Raw genomic sequence first — 16,456 nt, forward strand, 5'->3', positions numbered from 1 at the left:
GCCTCTCCCTTCTTATGCGATTGGCGACCAGAGCTTGCCGCGCTTGGCCGCGATATCGAGCCAGACAGCAAGGATGATGATGACCCATGTCACCACGAACTGGACGTAGAATTGCAGACCCAGCAGCAGCAGACCGTTCTGGATGAACCCGAGGATCAGCACGCCGATCACGGTTTTGAAGATCGTCCCCGATCCCCCCATCAGTGACGCCCCGCCAAGGATCACAGCGGCGAGCACCTCAAGCTCCAGCCCCTGGCCCACGGTGTTTTGCGACCCCAGAGAGCGGCTCGCCTGCATCAGGCCGGCGGTGGCCACACAGGCAGAAGAGATCAGATAGCAGCTGAACACCGTCCGGGCGCGGCGGATGCCCGAGAAGGTCGCAGCGGTGCCATTGCCTCCCACCGCATAGATCTTGCGGCCAAATGGGGTCTTGCCGAGGACCAGCCCCAGCAAGGCCGCCAAGAGCGCAAAGATCAGGATCGGCACCGGAATGCCAAGGGCGCTGCCCTGCCCAAAGACGCCGAACCATGTGCCTTCCTTATTGGCGATATCCATGTTCTGTCCGCCCGAGTACGTCAGCGTCAGCCCGTGAATGGCCGAGAGCATCCCCAGCGTCACAATCAGCGAATTGAGCCGCAGATAGCCCACCAGAAACCCGATTAAGGCCCCCAGCGCCATCGTCATCGCAAACATCGCCGGGATCGCCAGCAATGGTCCAAGCGTGTCGTGCAGATCCAGCACCACGATGGTGGAAAACGACATCATCGACCCCACCGACAGATCGAGATTGCCACTGATCACCACAAAGGTGACACCAAGCGCCATCACGCCGAGAATGGCGGAGGAACGCACCACGCTGAACACATTATCAACGGACAGGAATTTGGGGTTGGCGATGGTAAAGGCGACCAGAAAGATCGCGAAAGCAATCAGGATGCCTTGCTTGGCAAGGACACGTCCGATTTGCTCTTTGCTCAGTGTTGCCATCATCCCCTCCCTTGGATTCTGGGCGTGTTGTGATGTCTCGGGCATCGGCTCCTCCTGCCTTGTCGCCGGTCACACGAGGGTCATGCCCCCGTCGATCATGACGATCTGTCCGGTCATGTAGTCGCTGTCCCGAGAGGCCAGAAACGTGGTGGTTCCGGTGATATCCTCGGGCGTGGCCACACGTCCCTTGAGGATATCCGCCGAGAAGGTCTCCATCGCCTCTCCGGGGCGCTCGGACGCGCCGATGTCCATCAGATCCTGATCAACCTGCTCCCACATTTCCGTGGCCACAACACCGGGCGCAAAGCCGGTGACGGTAATGTTATGTTTCGCCAGATCCCGTGCGCCCGATTGGGTGAGCGACACCACCGCCCATTTCGAGGCACAATAGGGGGCGACATTGTCAAAACCCTGACGGCTGGCCACCGAGGCGGTGTTGATAATCTTGCCGCCCTGACCTTGGGCAATCATCTGACGGGCAGCTTCCTGCATGCCGATCATACAGCCCAAGCCGTTGATGCCCATGATGAAGTTCCAGTTTTCCTCGGTCACGTCCAGAAAATTCATCGGCCGGTTGACGCCCGCGTTGTTGAATTTCACATCCAGCCGGCCAAAGGTTGCAACCGTATGGGCGATCATCGCCTGCACCTGTGCGCGATTGGTGACATCCACCGGAGCAGAGGTGACGCGACCGGGGTGATCCGCGGCAAAGCTCTGGGCCACCTCGGCCACCTTATCGCCGTTGATGTCGGCCAGACATACCTGAGCGCCCTCGCGCAGCAGCGCCTCAGAAATGGCGCGGCCTATGCCCTGCGCTGCCCCCGTCACAAGGCAGACGCGATCCGATACACGTCCCATGGGCGTGCCCTTTCCAAATCTCGATTTTGGGAAATGCCATATGGGGCGCCCGCACCCGGCAGACGCGCCCCACATGATGTGCCTTAAAAGACGGGTTTGGTGAACTCGCCCATATTGTCCTGGGTGATCTTCGGCGTGTCGAAGTAGTTCAGGAAGGGGATGTCCTTGCCCGACAGGATATCGACGGCGGTTTGCAGCGCGGCCTCGGCATCATCCACCGGCGATTGATAGATGGACCCCCAGTAATCCCCCGCTGCCATGGCCTCATACCCCACGGCAAAGTTGGTGGCCCCGACAAAGATGATGCCGTCACGGCCCGCAGCCTTGGCGGCGTTGAGAGCGCCAACGCCCATATTGTCATCGCCCGCGTAGACGCCGTCGATGTCGTCGTATTTCACAAGGAAGGCTTCCATCACCTGCTGCGATTTCTCGCGGTTCCAGTCGCCCGGCTGCGTGTCGACGATGGTCACATTCGGGCAGACCTCCGGCAGGCGGTCCTCAAACCCCTTGGCGCGTTCAATGGCGGTGGTGTAGCCGGGCTGGCCAGTGATGTGCACCACCTGAGCCTCGTCCGCGATGCCCATGTCCTTGAACTTGTCGCACATGATCTCTGCCGAGCGCGCGCCCTGAGTGATGTTGTCGGGGCCGGAGAAGGACTTGATGAAGTCGAAGCCCGCCTCGGCAATGTTGGAATTGGTGACAACCACCGGGATGCCTGCTTTCTGTGCCTTGCGCACGGCTGGGATCACGGCCTCGCCATTGGTGGGCCAGATGATGATCGCATCGACCTCTTGCTGGATCAGGTCTTCCATCTGCGCAATCTGGCGGGCCACGTCGCCGCCTGCGTCCAGAACCACGGCCTCAATGTCCGCATTGGCATCGGCCGCGGCGATGAAGGCCTTCTCGTATGTGGTCTGATAGCTGTCCACACCCACGTTGTTCTGGGTGATGCCGATCTTCATGGTGTCGGCAGATGCTGCACCCGCCAGCAGGATCGCGGTGCTTGCGGCAAGCATGGTTCGAATATTCATATTTTGATCTCCTCCCGTTTTTCCCGAGACTTCCTCCAGTCCCGAGCGCCCCTCCCGGACGCCAATGGACCACCCGGACGACCGGATGACTTCGAGCACAATGCCAAGTCTGCGTCATCCAAAATCTAGCAAAAATATCCAATATGGATGTTTTGATATCCAATCTGGATACCTTCGCGCTACGCTGCGTGTGTCAGTTTGGACATCTTCGAAAGGAAAGCCCGTGAGCGACTCCGCATCATCCAATCCGGATAAAATCACGAAACCCCGCAATCCTCTGTATCGCAAAAGGTCCACCGCGCCGATGAATGCCTTCGCCAGACATGACCAGACCGGCCCGGTGTCGCCTGAGGCGAAATCCGAGGCGCTTGGGGCGTTGTCTCTGCTCGAAGAGCTGAGCGACGAGCTGGAAGATACGCTCGATGTTTATGTGCCAAATGCCCATCTGCGCATGGCGATGCATCTGATCAAGGGGCATTTCGAGGCCAAGACCATCACGCCTACGTCGCTGATCGGAGCCAGCCGGGTGCCCTATGCGACCGCCACCCGCCGGATGAAGGAAATGGTGGAGGCGGGCCTTATCGAGCAGCGCCCGCGCACCAAATCCGGCAAGAGTTTCTCGATGCATCCCAGCGACAAGCTGTTGGACCAGTGGATGCAGCTCTCCGGGCGGGTGCAGCGCATGGCCGAAGGCCGCTACGGCGGGCGTCATCGCGGGCAGGAGAGCAAGGACTACTACTTTGGCGGCAGCTATTCCGCCGCGCAGTCGATCCTGCCGATGCGGGTGCGCAGCGAGCCGTTGAAAGTGTCGGGCGGCCTGCGGGTGCTGGTGCATGGGGATCCGACCTTTATGGTGATGGAGAACCTGAAACGCCAGTTTGAACAGGTGATCGGGGTTCAGATCAGCCAGCGCGCGTTTTCCATCGACCGGCTGCGCGAAGAGGCCCTGCGCAATGCGGACCGCGCCGCCAGCCGCTACGACATTATCGCCGTCGATCTGCCCTGGATCGGGGAGTTTGCCACCAAAGACGTGCTGATGCCGCTCGATCAGGTGATGGATGTGGCCCGGCTGGATACGGCGGATTTCCACACGGCGGGCTGGACGGCGGCGCATTGGGGCGGGCGGGCCTATGGGGTGCCCGCGCAGACCACGCCGGAGTTGCTGTTCTATCGCCGCGACCTCTTTGCCGAGGCGGGGCTGGAGCCCCCCGCGACTACCGATGCGCTGTTGCACGCCGCACGGGCGCTGCATGACCCGCGCCATGGCCGCTATGGCATTGCGTGGAATGCGGCGCGCGGCACGGCGCTGGGGCATACGGCCTTGATGAGCATGGCGGATTTCGGCCAGCCGGTTCTGGACTTGCCTGCCAACGCCGGCGGGTTTGACACCGACGGGTTGGCGGATCGGACGTACCGGGCCACCATCGACACGCCTGCGGGGCTTCTGGCGGCGGAATACCTGCTGGAGCTGCTGCAATATTCGCCGCCCGACATCCTGTCGATGTCCTGGTACGAGCGGGTGCGCCCCTATGCGGCGGGCAATATCGCCATGGCCTACGGGTATACGCTGCTGGCCCCTTATTTCGAGCTGGACGAAAGCTCGCCCGCTTATGGTCAGACCGGCTATCTGCCGCATCCCGCAGGTGCGGGCGGCAACCCGATTGCCCCGGTGGGCGGCTACGTCATGGGCATTCCGGCCAATCTGGCGCCCGACCGCATTCCCGCCGCTGTCGAGGCGCTGATGGTGTTTACCTCGCCCGAGGCGCAGAAGCTCTTTGTGCAGCACGGCAGCCGGACCAACCCGCGGTACTCGGTGGGGTCTGACCCCGAGGTGCGGCGGACCTCGCAGATCTTCGAGGCGGTCGACGCGATGTCCTGGCGCGATGAGCTGCAATTCTGGCCGCGCCCGCCGGTGCCGGAAATCGGCCAGATCATCCGCATCTGTGGCGAGGAATTTCACGACATGCTGCGCGGGGTCATCCCCCCGCGCGAGGCCCTGCGACAGGCACAGGCACGAGCCGATGCCCTGATTGCAACACAAAGAACATAGCGACTCTAGGAGGAGAGATCATGGACCCCAACCGCTTGAAGGGTAAAAACATTCTGATTACGGGTGCGGCCCGTGGCATGGGGGCGACCAATGCCGAAGCCTTTGCGGCGCAGGGGGCAAATGTCTGTATCGGTGATCTCGACGGTGGTGAGGCGCAGGTGCTGGCCGACAAGATCAACGCCGCCGGAAACGGCAAAGCAATCGCCATTCAGATGGATGTGACCAAACGCGCGGACAACACCGCCGCCGTCAAGGCGACCGTGGATGCCTTTGGCTCCATCAATGTCGGCCTGTTCAACGCTGGTCTCAACAAGCCCCGGTTCTTCATGGATATCGATGAGGACAACTGGGACATGATTATGAACGTCAACACCAAGGCGATGTGGCTGGGCATGCAGGAGACCGCCCGCCAGATGATCGCGCAGGGGCCGATGGCGGATCACCCCTACAAGCTTATCAACGTGGGCAGCATCGCGTCGCGCAAACCGCTGGTGGATGTGACCGTCTATTGTACCTCGAAATACGGCTGTCTGGCGCTGACCCATTGCGGGGCGATTGGCCTGTCGGAGCATAATATCACCGTCAACGGCTATGCGCCGGGCGTGGTGGTGACACCGCTCTGGGAGCAGCTCGACAAGGATCTGGTCGAGATAGGTTTCAAGGAGCGCGAAGGTCAGGCTTATGACGACATCGCCCGCGATGCCTTGCAGATCAAACGCGTGTCCTACCCCAAGGATATCGTCGGCACCGCGTCCTTCCTCGTCTCGGACGACAGCGATTACATGACCGGCCAGATGATCCACATCGATGGCGGCTGGTGCATCCAGTAACACACTAACAAACTGAAATTACGCGATAAACGGGTGTGCGAGCGCATACCCGAAGGAGGAGCTATGTCTCGCGCACTAACCCCGAACGTCCTGACACCACAAGATCTGGAGCCCAATTGGCAATGGGAGGGCCGCCTGCCCGCATGGGGCCCGACACAAGTGGATTTTGAGCGCCGCGTCGATCACGACCGGCTGCGCCGCTACCGGCTGAGCCGTACTCGCGAGGCGCTGAGGAAAAGCAGCGCAGGCTCGCTTTTGCTGTTTGATGTCAACAACATCCGCTATGTGACCTCGACCAAGATCGGCGAGTGGGAGCGCGACAAGATGTGCCGCTTTGCCCTGCTCACGGGTGATGACGCGCCGCATGTCTGGGACTTTGGCTCTGCTGCTGTGCATCACCGCAAATACTCCGACTGGCTGGTGCCGGATCACTGTCACGCGGGCGTTGTCGGCATGCGCGGCACCATCCCGCCGAGCTTTGGCCTGATGAAGAAATACGCCGAAGACATCGCGGGCCTCATCGAGGATGCGGGCATGAAAGACATGCCGGTGGGTGTGGATTATGCCGAAACCGCCATGTTTGAGGCCCTGAAAGAGGCCGGTCTGAATGTGGTGGATGGCCAGCAGATCATGCTCTCGGCGCGCGAGATCAAGAATTGGGACGAGATCCAGCTTTTGACGCAGGCCGCAAGCATGGTCGATGGCGTCTACCACATGATCTACGAGGAGCTGAAACCCGGCGTGCGCGAAAACGAGATTGTCGCCATGTCCAACAAGCTCCTCTACGAGTGGGGTTCGGACGATGTGGAGGCGATCAACGCCATTTCGGGCGAGCGCTGCAACCCGCATCCGCATAACTTCACCGACCGCATGTTCCGCCCCGGCGATCAGGCGTTCTTTGATATCCTGCAAAGCTATCAGGGCTATCGCACCTGCTATTACCGGACCTTCAACATCGGCAAATCGACGCCTGCGCAGGTCGATGCCTACGTCAAGGCGCGCGAATGGATTGATGCATCAATTCAAGCGATTAAGCCGGGCGTGACCACCGATCAGGTCGCCAAGCTCTGGCCCAAGGCCGAGGAGTTTGGCTTTCCGGATGAGCTGTCGGCCTTTGGCCTGCAATTCGGCCACGGGCTGGGTCTGGCGCTGCACGAACGGCCCATCATTTCGCGCGCGGTCAGCCTCGATAACCCGATGGAGATCCAGACCGGCATGGTCTTTGCTCTGGAAACCTATTGCCCGGCCAGCGACGGCTATTCCGCCGCGCGGATCGAAGAAGAGGTGGTGGTGACAGACACCGGCTGCGAGGTGATTTCGCTGTTCCCGGCCGAAGAGCTGCCGATCGCCAACCGTTACTAACCTCCCCCGAAGACTGCTCGGGCCTGCGGGTCCGGGCACTTTTTCTAAAGAGAGATCCCATGAGTCCCGCCAAGACAGCATCGAACACCGAAGACTATCTGCGCATGTATCGCCAGATGGTCCGCATCCGCACGTTTGAGGACAACGCCAACCAACTGTACCTCTCGGCCAAAATGCCGGGGCTGACGCATATGTACTCCGGTGAAGAAGCCGTGGCCGTTGGCATCTGCGAGGCGCTGAAGATCACCGACAAGATCACCTCGACCCACCGGGGCCACGGCCATTGCGTCGCCAAGGGGGCCGCGTTCAAGGAGATGTTCTGCGAGCTTCTGGGCAAGGAAGAGGGCTATTGCCGTGGCAAGGGTGGCAGCATGCATATCGCGGATCAGTCCAACGGCAACCTCGGTGCCAACGCGATTGTCGGCGGCTCCATGGGGATCGCGACGGGGTCGGCCTTTACCGCGAAACTCTTGGGCAAAGACGATGTGACGGTCTGTTTCTTTGGCGATGGCGCCACCGCGCAGGGGCTGATGTATGAGGTCATGAACATGGCCGCGCTGTGGAAGCTGCCGGTGATTTATGCCTGCGAAAACAACGGCTACTCGGAATACACCCGCACCGATGAAATCGCGGCTGGCTCCATCACCGCCCGCGCCGAGGCCTTTGGCATCGAGGCGCATCAGGTCGATGGCCAGGATGTGCTCGCAGTCAATGAGCTGACCGAACAGCTGGTCGCCCGCGCCCGCAAAGGCGAGGGGCCGTTTTTCATGGAGCTGATGACCTATCGCTATCACGGCCACCACGTCGGCGACATCAACCGCGAATATTACCGCTCCAAGGAAGAAGAGAAGGATTGGAAGGAAAACCGCGATCCGATCATCAAATTCCGCGGCTGGCTGGTCGATCAGGGGATCGCCACCGAAGACGAGATCGAGGCCCTGAATGACGCGGTGCGCAAGGATGCCGAAGCGGCGGTGACTTACGCGCTGGAGGCCAGATACCCCGACGAGTCCGAGGTCGACATGCACGTCTTCACCGATGTCAAACACGCGCTGGCCTGAGGAGAGCGACATGCGAGAGATTACCCTATCCCAAGCGGTCAACGAGGCGCTGGCCGAGGAAATGCGCCGCGATGAGACCGTGTTCATCATTGGCGAGGATGTCGCCGAGGCGGGCACACCCTTTAAGGTGCTGAGCGGTCTGGTCGAGGAGTTCGGCACCGATCGCGTGGTCGACACCCCCATCGCAGAACCCGGTTTTATGGGGCTTGCCGTTGGCGCGGCGATGACCGGCACCCGCCCCGTTGTGGACCTGATGTTTGGCGATTTCATCTATCTGATCATGGATCAGCTCTGCAATCAGGCTGCCAAGACCCATTACATGTCCGGCGGCAAGATGAGCGCGCCTCTGGTCCTGCGCACCAATCTGGGCGCAACCCGGCGCTCGGCGGCGCAGCACTCGCAATCGCTGCACGCGCTGGTGGCGCATATTCCGGGGCTGAAGGTGGCCATGCCCTCTTCCGCCTATGAGGCCAAGGGGCTGATGAAGACCGCGATCCGCGACAACAACCCGGTTGTGATCTTCGAAGACAAGCTGATGTACAACGACAAGGCCCCGGTGCCCGAAGAGGAATATCTGATCCCCTTTGGTGAGGCCAACATCCTGCGAGAGGGCGCCGACATCACCCTGATCGGTACGTCATCCATGGTGCAGGTCTGCGAGGCCGCCGCCGAGATCCTCGCCAAGGAGGGCATCAGCGCCGAGGTGATCGACCCGCGCACTATTGTGCCGCTTGATGAGGACACGCTGATCAACTCCGCCAAGAAGACCTCGCGGGTGATCGTCGTCGACGAGGGCCATCAGAGCTATGGTGTCACCGGCGAAATTGCCGGGCGGATCAACGAGAAGGCCTTTTATCATCTGGACGCGCCTGTGCTGCGCATGGGGGCGATGGATGTGCCGGTGCCCTTCACGCCCGCGCTCGAGGACCTCACCGTGCCCACCCCGGAGGCCGTGGTCGAGAAGGCGCGCAAGCTGATGTCGGGGGAGATGATCCATGCCGCATGAGGTGATCATGCCCGCGCTCGGCATGGCGCAGGAGAGTGGCCAGATCGTCGCCTGGCACAAAAGCCCGGGCGACAAGGTCGCCGCTGGCGACGTGCTCTTTGAGGTAGAGACCGACAAGGCCACGGTGGAAGTCGAGGCACAGGCCGATGGGGTTCTGGGGCAGGTGCGTCACGAGGCGGGCGCCGATGTGCCCGTGGGCGAGGTGATCGCCATGATCGGCGCCTCTGCCGAGGCGGCAGAGACGCCCCCCACATCCACCGCCCCGGCGGGTGACACGCCTGATGGCCATGGCGTCATAATGCCCGCGCTCGGCATGGCGCAAGACAGCGGTTTGATCGTCGCCTGGCATAAGGCGCCCGGTGATGAGGTCGCGGCTGGCGACGTGCTGTTTGAGGTGGAGACCGACAAATCCACCGTCGAGGTTGAGGCCGGGCAGGATGGCTTTGTGGCGGCTCTGTTGGCCGAGGCGGGCGAGGAGGCCCCGGTGGGCGAGGTGATCGCGGTGATCTCCAAGGAGAAACCACAAGATCCCGTACAACGCAGCCGCAATGGCGGCGGGGCGGTGTCAGCGCCCGTCGCCCCGGACACCAAAGACACCAAGGCCGCTGATCCCGACCCCGCGCCCGTGACGACCTCTGCGCCCGCGCCAACATGTCCTGCAACCTCTGCCGATGGCCGCATTCTGGCATCCCCCAAGGCCCGGCGTCTTGCGCTCGAGCAGGGCCTTGATCTTGCGCGCCTGGCAGAGGCCGGCCATCCGCAGCCCTATCACGTCGCTGATCTTGAGGTCCTGCGCACCCTGCCCACCAAGGCACACGAACCTGCCGCCGCCAGCGCCCGCCGCTTGACCGCAGATCTCGCCAGCGAAGGGTTCTCCGAATTTGCCGGTTGGGCGCAAGAGACTGCGGGCCTTGGCGACGCGGCGGCATTGCTTGCCGGCTTTGCCGGGGCGAGCCTTGGACGTGCGGCCATTGTCGCGGTGGAGACCCTGAGCGCGCAGCGCCTCTATCAGGTGCCGCTGGGCCCCTTGGGGGATGTCACCGAGATCGATCCCAACAGCCCCCCGGATCTCTGCCTGCGCGATCTGCGACTGAGCCGGATCAGCGGTGTGGAACTTGGCCCCGAGAACTGCCCCACGCTGACGCTCTGCGCGGACGGGTCCGGGCTGCTGGTGACGCTGGAATGCGCCGCCCGCAGCCTCTCGGCGCGCGAGGCCGTCACCCTTCTTTCCAATTTTGCAGCGCGGATGGAACAACCCGTCCGCCACCTACTCTGAGCCATGGAGACTGTCATGGAATTCACCGATCTTTATATCAACGGCACATGGGTGCCCGGCGCGGAAAAGGCACGGTTTGACGTGGTGAACCCCGCCACCGAAGAGGTGATCGCCTCCGTTGCCTCCGCCGAAATCAGCGATGCCGATGCCGCATTGGATGCCGCCGAAGCCGCGATGAAGGACTGGGCGGCGCGCACCCCGCGCCAGCGCTCCGAGGTGCTGCGCAAAGCTTGGGAGCTGATGAGCGCGCGGCTGGAGGAATTTGCCCATTACATCACATTGGAAAACGGCAAGGCCCGCGCCGATGCCATGGGCGAGGCCACCTATGCGGCAGAGTTTTTCCGCTGGTTTGCCGAGGAAGCCGTGCGCGCCGACGGGATGCTCACCCATGCGCCCGCCTCGGGTGCGCGCATCATGGTGCAGCACAAACCGGCGGGGCTCGCAGTGCTGGTCACGCCTTGGAACTACCCCGCCGCCATGGGCACCCGCAAGATCGCGCCCGCCTTGGCGGCGGGCTGCGCGGTGATTATCAAACCTGCCTCCGAGACGCCGCTGACGATGCTGGCCCTGATGCCCTTGCTCGAAGAGGCAGGCGTGCCGCCGGGGCTAGTGAATGTGCTGCCCTCCAAGCGCACAGGCGCGCTGGTGGATCACATGCTGCATGATCCGCGCGTGCGGGTGGTGTCCTTTACCGGCTCCACCGGGGTGGGGCGCAAACTGTTGCACGCTGCCGCCGATCAGGTGCTGAAACCGGCGATGGAGCTGGGCGGCAACGCGCCCCTGATCGTGTTCGACGATGCCGATCTGGATGTGGCTGTCGAGGGGGCGATGCTCGCCAAGATGCGCAATCTGGGCGAGGCCTGTACCGCCGCCAACCGCATCTATGTGCATGAGGCCGTGGCGGAGGAATTCACCCGAAGGTTCTCGGCCGCCATGGGCGCGCTCACGGTCGGCGATGGCACCGACCCAAGCGTCGACGTCGGCCCGCTGGTGAACGCGGACACCCGCGACAAGGTGGCAGAGTTCGTGGCTGACGCGGTGGCCAAGGGTGCCAAGATCGAGATTGGCGGCACCCAGCCCGAGGGGCAGGGGTTCTTCTATCCGCCGACGGTGCTCTCGAATGTGCCGGAGACCGCCGACTGCGTACATGACGAGATCTTTGGCCCAGTGGCGGCGATCCAGACGTTCTCCGACCAAGACGACGTGATCCGCCGCGCCAATGACACCGAATACGGTCTGGTGGCCTATGTGTTCTCAGAGGACATGAAGCGCGCGCTACAGGTCTGCGAGCGGCTGGACTACGGCATGGTGGGGCTCAATCGCGGGCTGGTGAGCGACCCGGCGGCTCCCTTTGGTGGGGTCAAACAATCCGGTCTGGGCCGTGAAGGCGGGCATGAGGGGATGCTCGAATTTATGGAAACCCAGTATATTTCGGCCAGCTGGTAGGGGGCGCTTATGTCAGACGTCATCGCATCCCCATCGATCCGCGCATTGGCGCGCAAAAAGGGCGTGGATATTGAACAACTGGCCGCAAATCTGGGCCGTCAGACCATCGCGCGCGAGGATCTGGAGCGCGAAAAATCCGCCGCTCGGGCGGGCGATACCTCGTATTGGGAGGTCGATCACAGCGCCTATGGTCCCATCACGCAAAAACCCATGAGCCGCTTTGGCCAGATCGCGGCGGCCAATCTTGCGGCGGCCAATGCGCTGATCCCGCAGGTGACGCATCACGACCGCGCCGATATGACCGCGATCGAGGCGCTGCGCCGGGACCTCAAGGCCGAGACACAGGCGCAGGGCGTCAAGCTCACGGCGCTGGCGTTTCACGTCAAGGCGCTGGCGCGTGCGCTGCGGGAGTTTCCCCGCTTCAACGCCTCGCTCAGCGCGGATGGCAAGACCCTGATCCTGAAGGGTTATGTTCATATCGGTATCGCCGTCGATACCGCGCATGGGCTGATGGTGCCGGTGATCCGCGACGCCGACAAAAAGGGGCTGTTGCAGATCGGGGCAGAGATCCGTGATCTCGCCAGCCGTGCGCAGAACCGCAAGATCGGCCCGGACGAGATGGGCGGCGCGTCGATGTCGATCTCCAATCTGGGTGGCATCGGTGGCATTGGCTTTACGCCGATTGTGAACCCGCCGGAGCTGGCGATCCTTGGCATCACCCGCACCGAAACCGTGACCGTCTGGGACGGCGACACTCCGCGCCCGGTGCCGATGGTGCCATTGGATCTGAGCTACGATCACCGGGTCATCAACGGTGCGGATGCGGCGCGGTTCCTGTCCTATTTTGCAGGTCTGTTGAGCGACCCACGCCGGATGATGGTCTGAGGTGGCAACGAGATCCGATAGGCACGCTGACTTCATTCAGGACGCATACCCAGGTGACCAGCGGAGGATCGCCATCGAGCAAGCCCTTGGCGGGCTCAGCGTTTTGTAACGAGTTCCTGGGTACGCCCCGGCTGCGCGATATGCGGTCGGGGCATGTTTCAGCGCATGTTTCGGGACGCGTCCGACAGGCGCGCAGCAGCGAGCACGGCCTCCGATCCGACCTGCAAGTTTGCCACCGTCTCCTTGATGCGCTCTTCCAGCAAGCGCGCCGCGGGCGAGAGAGTCGAATCGGCCTTGCGCAGCAGGTGAATTTCGCGCCGCGCCGTCACATCCGCCAGCGGACGAAACACCAGCTCCCCTGCGGCGGCGGCCGATGTGGCCATTTCCGGCAGCAATGTGACGCCGATGTTCGCGCGCAGCATGCCAAAGATCGAGGTCAGGTTCTGCGCCGTCAGCAGCGCCTGCGCGTGCAGGTCCCGCGCTGTGACCGCTTCGATCCCGACAGAGAGGCTATTGGCAATCAGGCGATGCCCGGCCAGCTCTGCCCAACTCACTGGCCCCTCCTGCTGCGCCAGTGGATGCTCAGGCGCGCAGATCACGCCGAACTCGTCCGACAACAGCAATTCGCTGTGCAGCCCTGCGTCATGTTCGCCCTTGGTGGCAATGCCAATGTCGATACGATTGCGCGACAGCTCATGCCGGATGGAGCTGGAATCCATGTCGCGGACCTCGATGTCCACCTCGCCGAAGTCGTTGATGTAGCGTGAAAACACCTGCGGAATGATGGTGCCCGCAACCGAAGGCACGGTGGCGATCCGCACCCGCCCGTAGACGGCGCGGGCATATCCCTCGATGGCGCGCACGGTGGTGTCGAAATGCTGAACTTCCTGCTCCGCCTGCTCCAGCACAAAAGCTCCCAGGGCCGTCAGCCGGTTCTTCCGGTCCGTCTCGAACAGCGGTTCGCCCAGATGCGCCTCCAGCTGTTTCAGCATCATTGACAGGGCCGAGGGGGTTCGGCCCAGCACCTCTGCTGCGTCGCTCAGGTTGCCGCTGCGGGCCACAGTCACATAAGCGCGCAAAGTCTCAATCTTGAGCATGGTGTTGCTCCTGTATTTCAGCAAATCTGAAATTTACTTAAGAACTTTAAGTTTGCCTGAAGGAATTCGGCGAGTCCATACCGGGGAAAACGGACTCCTGACGAGGCAAGACACCCATGACAGAGATTCAAAAGAACCTGATTGCAGGCGAATGGCAGGCCGGCGAAGGCGAGATCGAGAACCGCAACCCCTCCGACCTCTCCGATCTGGTGGGGCTGTTTGCCCAGGCCAGCGGCGAACAACTGGACGCGACGCTGGCGCAGGCCCGCAGCGCACAACAGGAATGGGCCGCCTACGGGATGGAACGCAAACAGGCGGTGCTGATGGCGATCGGCACCGAGCTGATGACCCGGGCCGAAGAACTCGGCACGCTGCTGTCGCGCGAAGAAGGCAAACCGCTGGCCGAGGGCAGGGGCGAGATCTATCGCGCCGGTCAGTTCTTTACCTACTACGCCGCCGAATGCCTGCGCCAGCTGGGCGAGAATGCCGACTCCGTTCGTGCAGGTGTGGAAATTGACGTGCGCCGCGAACCCGTCGGCACCGTGGCGATCATCAGCCCGTGGAATTTCCCCACCGCCACCGCCGCGTGGAAGATCGCGCCGGCGCTGTGCTACGGCAATGCCGTGGTGTGGAAACCGGCCAATGTGACCCCGGCCTCTGCCGTGGCCCTGACCGAGATAATCGCGCGTCAGGATATTCCCCGGGGGCTGTTTAGCCTCGTCATGGGCGCTGGCCGCAGCATCGGCCAGCGGCTTGTCGAGAGCCCGCAGATCGACGCGATTTCCTTTACCGGCTCGGTGCCGGTGGGCAAGGGCATCGCGGCCGCGGCAATCCAGAACCTGACCAAGGTACAGATGGAGATGGGCTCCAAGAACGCGCTGGCGGTGATGGACGACGCCGATCTGGACCTGGCGGTGACGCTGGCCCTTGGCGGCGCGTTCGGCGGCACCGGTCAGAAATGCACCGCGTCCTCGCGCCTTGTGGTGCATGAGGCCGTGCATGATGCCTTTGTCGAGAAACTGGTGGCCGGCACCCAAGCGATGACGGTCGGCCATGCGCTGGAGGCCGGCACCCAGATGGGCCCGGTGGTCAGTGCGCAGCAACTGGCCGAAAACCTCGCCTATGTGGATCTGGGCCGCTCCGAGGGCGCGGAACTGGCCTGCGGCGGTCAGCGGTTGGAGATGGCCACCGAAGGCTTCTACATGTCGCCGGGGGTGTTCCTGAACACCACCAACCAGATGCGCATCAACCGCGAAGAGATGTTCGCGCCGCTGACATCGGTCATCAAGGTCGCCAGCTATGACGAGGCACTGTCGGTGGTGAACGACACCAACTTCGGCCTGACATCGGGCATCGTGACCCGCTCGCTCGCTCGCGCCACCCATTTCCGCCGCAATGCGCGCACCGGCGTGGTCACCGTGAACCTGCCGACGGCGGGCACCGACTACCACGTGCCCTTCGGTGGGCGCGGTGACAGCTCTTACGGACCGCGCGAACAGGGCAAGGCCGCGGCGGAGTTCTACACCACGGTCAAGACCGCCTACATCAGCGCCGGGCCGGTGTGATGCGGATCGACGGCCTGCAATATGCCAACTGGTCGGAAAAGATCTTTCGGCAGCTGCGCGAGGGTGGCGTGGACGCGGTCCATGTCACCATCGCCTACCACGAGAATTTCCGCGAAACGGTGCTGAACTTTGAGAAATGGAACCGCTGGTTCGAGCAATTTCCGGATCTGATCCTCAAGGGGCAGTCAGCCGCCGATATCGACACCGCCCGCGCCACCGGGCGCACGGCCGTGTTTTTCGGGTTTCAGAACCCCAGTCCGATCGAGGATGACATCGGCCTGGTGGAGATCGTGCACACCCTGGGCGCCCGCTTCATGCAGCTGACCTACAACAACCAGTCGCTGCTGGCCTCGGGCTGTTACGAGGACGAGGACACCGGGCTGACCCGCATGGGCAAGCAGGTGGTGCGCGAGATGAACCGGGTCGGCCTGGTGGTGGACATGAGCCATTCCGGCGATCGCTCCACCATCGCGGCGGCAGACCATTCCGACCGGCCTATCGCGATCACCCATGCCAACCCGCACGCCTGGGCCCCAGCCCTGCGCAACAAGCGCGAGGACGTCATCCGTGCGGTCACGGAAAACGGTGGCATGTTTGGCTTTTCGGTCTACCCGCATCACCTGAAGGGCAAATCGGAATGCAGCTTGCAGGACTTCTGCGACATGGTGGCCCGCACCGCCGAACGGTTCGGCGCGGCGCATCTCGGGATCGGCACCGATCTGTGCCAGGACCAGCCCGACAGCGTGGTGGAATGGATGCGCGTGGGCCGCTGGACCAAGGAGATCGACTATGGCGAGGGGTCAAAATCCGCGCCGGGTTTCCCGGCCATGCCCGAATGGTTCCGCGACAACCGCGACTTTCCCAATATCGAGCGCGGCCTGCGCGCCACCGGCCTGAGCGAGGCCGAGGTGGCCGGCATCATGGGCGGCAACTGGTATCGTTTCTTTTCTGAAAATTTCGGCCCCAAAGCAACAACATAACCGGCCGAAGCGGACAACTTGC

The 16,456-nt window shown here is 62.7% G+C and carries 14 protein-coding genes; 10 read left to right on the forward strand and 4 right to left on the reverse strand.

Annotation, left to right across the window (positions count from 1 at the left end):
- Positions 1 to 12: 12 nt before the first annotated feature.
- The 3 genes from ACXAF5_RS19490 to ACXAF5_RS19500 all read right to left on the reverse strand — a co-directional run bounded on the left by ACXAF5_RS19490 (position 13) and on the right by ACXAF5_RS19500 (position 2,876).
- Positions 13 to 987 (reverse strand): ABC transporter permease, encoded by a 975-nt coding sequence (locus ACXAF5_RS19490; protein WP_065330624.1) that lies wholly within the window; start codon positions 985 to 987, stop codon positions 13 to 15.
- Between the two features lie 69 nt (positions 988 to 1,056).
- Positions 1,057 to 1,845, reverse strand: a complete 789-nt coding sequence (locus ACXAF5_RS19495) for an SDR family NAD(P)-dependent oxidoreductase (protein WP_474947917.1) — start codon at positions 1,843 to 1,845, stop codon at positions 1,057 to 1,059.
- An 83-nt stretch (positions 1,846 to 1,928) separates the two neighbouring features.
- Positions 1,929 to 2,876 (reverse strand): sugar ABC transporter substrate-binding protein, encoded by a 948-nt coding sequence (locus tag ACXAF5_RS19500; RefSeq protein ID WP_110365551.1) that lies wholly within the window; start codon positions 2,874 to 2,876, stop codon positions 1,929 to 1,931.
- 304 nt (positions 2,877 to 3,180) lie between these two features.
- On the opposite strand from ACXAF5_RS19500, the gene ACXAF5_RS19505 reads away from it, so the two are divergent.
- The 8 genes from ACXAF5_RS19505 (at position 3,181) to ACXAF5_RS19540 (ending at position 12,792) form a co-directional block, all read left to right on the forward strand.
- Positions 3,181 to 4,926, forward strand: a complete 1,746-nt coding sequence (locus ACXAF5_RS19505) for an ABC transporter substrate-binding protein (protein WP_474947918.1) — start codon at positions 3,181 to 3,183, stop codon at positions 4,924 to 4,926.
- 20 nt (positions 4,927 to 4,946) lie between these two features.
- The gene (locus tag ACXAF5_RS19510) at positions 4,947 to 5,756 is read left to right on the forward strand and encodes an SDR family NAD(P)-dependent oxidoreductase (protein WP_474947919.1); all 810 of its coding nucleotides are present in this window, start codon (positions 4,947 to 4,949) and stop codon (positions 5,754 to 5,756) included.
- A gap of 63 nt (positions 5,757 to 5,819) precedes the next feature.
- Positions 5,820 to 7,118, forward strand: coding sequence for a M24 family metallopeptidase (locus tag ACXAF5_RS19515; RefSeq protein ID WP_474947920.1), 1,299 nt, complete (start codon positions 5,820 to 5,822; stop codon positions 7,116 to 7,118).
- Between the two features lie 59 nt (positions 7,119 to 7,177).
- On the forward strand, positions 7,178 to 8,179 hold the full coding sequence (locus tag ACXAF5_RS19520; protein WP_474947921.1) for a thiamine pyrophosphate-dependent dehydrogenase E1 component subunit alpha: 1,002 nt from the start codon (positions 7,178 to 7,180) through the stop codon (positions 8,177 to 8,179).
- 10 nt (positions 8,180 to 8,189) lie between these two features.
- Positions 8,190 to 9,185: an alpha-ketoacid dehydrogenase subunit beta gene (locus tag ACXAF5_RS19525; RefSeq protein WP_474947922.1), complete on the forward strand. Its 996-nt coding sequence runs from the start codon at positions 8,190 to 8,192 to the stop codon at positions 9,183 to 9,185.
- Positions 9,175 to 10,461, forward strand: coding sequence for a biotin/lipoyl-containing protein (locus tag ACXAF5_RS19530; RefSeq protein WP_474947923.1), 1,287 nt, complete (start codon positions 9,175 to 9,177; stop codon positions 10,459 to 10,461). The genes ACXAF5_RS19525 and ACXAF5_RS19530 overlap by 11 nt, the downstream gene beginning before the upstream one ends.
- Positions 10,462 to 10,476: 15 nt before the next feature.
- Entirely contained in the window at positions 10,477 to 11,907 is a 1,431-nt protein-coding gene (locus ACXAF5_RS19535; RefSeq protein WP_474947924.1) for an NAD-dependent succinate-semialdehyde dehydrogenase, read from the forward strand.
- A gap of 9 nt (positions 11,908 to 11,916) precedes the next feature.
- Positions 11,917 to 12,792, forward strand: a complete 876-nt coding sequence (locus ACXAF5_RS19540) for a 2-oxo acid dehydrogenase subunit E2 (RefSeq protein WP_474947925.1) — start codon at positions 11,917 to 11,919, stop codon at positions 12,790 to 12,792.
- Positions 12,793 to 12,950: 158 nt separating this feature from the next.
- Here the strand turns inward: ACXAF5_RS19540 and ACXAF5_RS19545 are convergent, their stop codons facing one another.
- Complete coding sequence (locus tag ACXAF5_RS19545; protein WP_474947926.1) at positions 12,951 to 13,889, reverse strand: LysR family transcriptional regulator; 939 nt, start codon at positions 13,887 to 13,889, stop codon at positions 12,951 to 12,953.
- 116 nt (positions 13,890 to 14,005) lie between these two features.
- On the opposite strand from ACXAF5_RS19545, the gene ACXAF5_RS19550 reads away from it, so the two are divergent.
- Together ACXAF5_RS19550 and ACXAF5_RS19555 are read left to right on the forward strand one after the other, a co-directional pair.
- Entirely contained in the window at positions 14,006 to 15,454 is a 1,449-nt protein-coding gene (locus ACXAF5_RS19550; RefSeq protein ID WP_474947927.1) for an aldehyde dehydrogenase family protein, read from the forward strand.
- On the forward strand, positions 15,454 to 16,434 hold the full coding sequence (locus tag ACXAF5_RS19555) for a membrane dipeptidase (RefSeq protein WP_474947928.1): 981 nt from the start codon (positions 15,454 to 15,456) through the stop codon (positions 16,432 to 16,434). The genes ACXAF5_RS19550 and ACXAF5_RS19555 overlap by 1 nt, the downstream gene beginning before the upstream one ends.
- The last annotated feature ends 22 nt before the right edge of the window (positions 16,435 to 16,456 follow it).

Source organism: Epibacterium sp. ABV4_022, from assembly GCF_056159345.1.